1 protein-coding gene and 1 pseudogene are annotated in these 3,197 nt (G+C 43.6%); one reads left to right on the forward strand and one right to left on the reverse strand.

Annotated elements, in window-relative coordinates; translation table 11 throughout:
• Positions 1 to 129: 129 nt before the first annotated feature.
• A complete protein-coding gene (locus ACUHMQ_RS20390; protein WP_445297283.1) occupies positions 130 to 1,407 on the reverse strand; it encodes a hypothetical protein in 1,278 nt (425 codons plus the stop codon).
• Between the two features lie 537 nt (positions 1,408 to 1,944).
• On the opposite strand from ACUHMQ_RS20390, the pseudogene ACUHMQ_RS20395 reads away from it, so the two are divergent.
• Positions 1,945 to 2,734 (forward strand): annotated as a pseudogene (locus tag ACUHMQ_RS20395) (IS5 family transposase).
• Positions 2,735 to 3,197 lie beyond the last annotated feature (463 nt).

Raw genomic sequence — 3,197 nt, forward strand, 5'->3', positions numbered from 1 at the left:
CAATGCCGATAGTCGTGATCTTCATGGTGGAGGCCCCTTTTGTGAGTGGTCTGTTTGACACAACCACTTCGACGTAATGCCGTTGGCGGGGGCGTCCATTCCATTAGATCAAGTCTGAACTTCTACACCTTAAGTGGTCGATATCCTCAGCCGAGCAAAGCCTTCAGATTGCATCATTTCCATAAGCACAGCGTTTTTTCTCTCCATCCTATCTGTATAATTTAAGGCAAGGTCCGCTCTTCTTATTGATTCAAGGATCACATTGCTTCTTTGAGAGTTATCTTTTATTAAATATGGCTGGGTATTGATATTTAATTCAACTTTTTTTGTATCTAAGCTAGCAGCAAAGAAGTCATCTACGTCATTCCTAAAATCTTCTTCACAATAATGCTCTTGAGTTAACATTCGCGCAGGAATTGAATCAGTTCCAGAAAATTCCGTAAATAATTTTACCAGCTTGGCCTTTTCCCCAATAAAATTATATTTTTTCCCTTCATGAAAAATATCAACATTTGTACTTTCCAATACTTGCTCTTCAGTTCTAAATGAGTCTTTCGTGAATGTTAATTTATCTACCTTCATTTCCCCTGTTAAAAGAGCTTGTGCATTTAAACTTGTTGTAATCCCACAGCCCATGTTTCCATATTGCAATGATTGACAAAATCTGAAGCCATCTACACTGATGACGGAAAAGGATTTGCTAGTATTCAATACTTCCCGCAGTAACAACTGAACCTGACGGTAGCCATCCAGTATTTCATCTTGGCTTTTTTTAATTTTTGCTTCATTTGTTGTATTTATTATTGTTGGCTTTACTTTATTTCCATCCTTATCTATTTCTAGATGTACTGCATACCAATGATCTTTGTTAGCCAGAACTGGGATTATTATTTCCTTTGCTGTTGGATTTCTTTTTAATCTAAAATCAATTAGCTCCTTGAGTTCTTTACTAGAAGTCGATGCTCCATTTTTCTTTTCATTTTCATTCAACTCCACATAAGGTAGTACCTCCTTTTTATTACAATTATTTTCAGAAATCATTCCTTCCAATATGTGCATCTCATCATGAGAAAATGTTCCATTCATGGATAGTATGTGTTTTTTAACGTACTCATGGGCATCTATCTCATGCCCTGATTTAAATAATTTTATTTCCTCACATCTACCGTTTCCTGACACAATTAACTTTATATCACCATACTTCTTGTCAAAATAGGTTATTTCATGCTTCTTGGAATTAAAATAATCGAGTGATTTCTTGTCAGAGTTTTCTGTTGTGCATATTTTTACATCATATTTTCCCAGTAACTCATCATAGAGTTCTGTTTTTGTTTGTTGATGGCCCGCTTCACTACTTTTACAGTCGAATGTTTGAGAGGGCTTAGAAGAGAATGTTGTTATTAACATAGATGTTTTCCCGGTTACCAGCTTTAAAAGAGTTTGAAAGCACATTACATCTGCTTATCAAATATCTACCATTTCAGACAAATGTTACTTTAGAATTTACTCTTAGCTTGCCCCCTTTAATTATCTCTTATTGACCTTGATAATTGACGTAACAAAATAGATTATTTATACCTCGCATTGATAAACAGTTCTTGCATAAATTTTCAATTTTTATCGTTTTCTTCAACTTGTTTCGATCTTGCCGTACACGTACCGACAATGCGGTGGAATAACGAACACTACGCACCTGTATGTCACCGAAGCCTACGGGCCAATCCCGTTGGATCGCCTCTACCAAGTCCACCCCCCTTGAGCACCGGTTGACTAAACTCTGCCATCCCTGGACCAATGACCTTGAGTCTGTTGACGTTTCACATGGGTAACCATAAAAACCCACAGGTCATGGCAACCGTGCTTTCATACTCCTTAACCGGGTCGAGTAACTTAGAACCTGTCTAAAGTCTTTCCAAATTCAACAAGATGCTTGATCCTTGCCGGATGAGAACCCCTTACCCCAGCGATATCAGTCGCGAACAGTTCGAACACATCCGCCCATTGTTAGAAAACGCCCGGAAAAAGACCAGCCCTCGCCGAATCGACCTATACGAGGTGTTTTGCGCCGTCCTCTACCTACTCAAGAGTGGCTGCCAGTGGCGCATGTTGCCTGCCGAGTTCCCCAAATGGCGTACTGTGTATGCCTACTTCTCCATCTGGCGTAAACAACAAGAAGGTGGGGCCAGCCTGCTACAGCAGGCACTGAAAAAATCAGGTTGGCGCGGCCCGTATCAAACTGGGGCGGAGCGCCAGTACGACATTCTTGATCGTGGACGCGCAGAGCGTGAAGAACGCTGATAGCGCGGGTCACAAGGGTTACGACGCGGGCAAGAAGGTGTCGGGTATCAAGCGTCACATTGCGGTAGATACCGAGGGTCTACCCCATGCCATAGCGGTGACCACGGCTGAAGTAACGGACCGTAAGGGGATACTGCAGGCGATGACGCAATGGCATGGCAATCTGAAGCAGGTGCGCAGCCTCTTGGCGGATGGTGGCTATGCAGGGAAGCCATTTGCGAAGGCGGTCAATGAATTGATGGGTGCGACGGTACAGATTGCCAAGCGTAGCGAGTTGCACACGTTCGCGGTGATGCCGCAACGCTGGGTGGTAGAGCGTAGCTTTGCGTGGTTGGAGAAGTGCCGGCGATTGTAGAAGAACTGCGAACGTGCACTCAACACGAGCTTACAGTTCCTCCATTTGGCTTTTCTCTCGATACTGCTCAAAAGACTTTAGACAGGTTCTTAGGATGCTGGTCGAGCTTAAGAAACGCTAGCTTCAAAGTGGCGGCATACAGGCACTAAATCGATGTATCCAAGTGGCCGCCGAATCTGTTTAGTGCAGTATGAAATTTTCTTCGACTTGCTTGCTGAAACTGGCTGTTACTGTTAACCAGGCTCTCTGGTGAGTTTGAGTAATCCGCACGTCATGATCTCACAGGTTTCACTGTAATTCAGCTGACCGCCACTGATGCGCTGTGTTTCGACAGCTTTTAATTCCTGAATTGTTCAATTCCTTTATGGCTGCCGCCGACTCGCAGGGTCGGCTTTTGACGGTAGGCTGGCATCGGGCACTGAATCCCCCCGGTTTTCGTGGAGGCTCAGTTGTTAGAGACAGGCGAACTGTGCCTGCTCGTTTAGCTGTCGGTAATAAGCTGTCTCCGCTTCTGCTGGTGGCACGTAGCCGATTGAGCTTAGTA

This window comes from Chitinimonas violaceus, assembly GCF_052601015.1.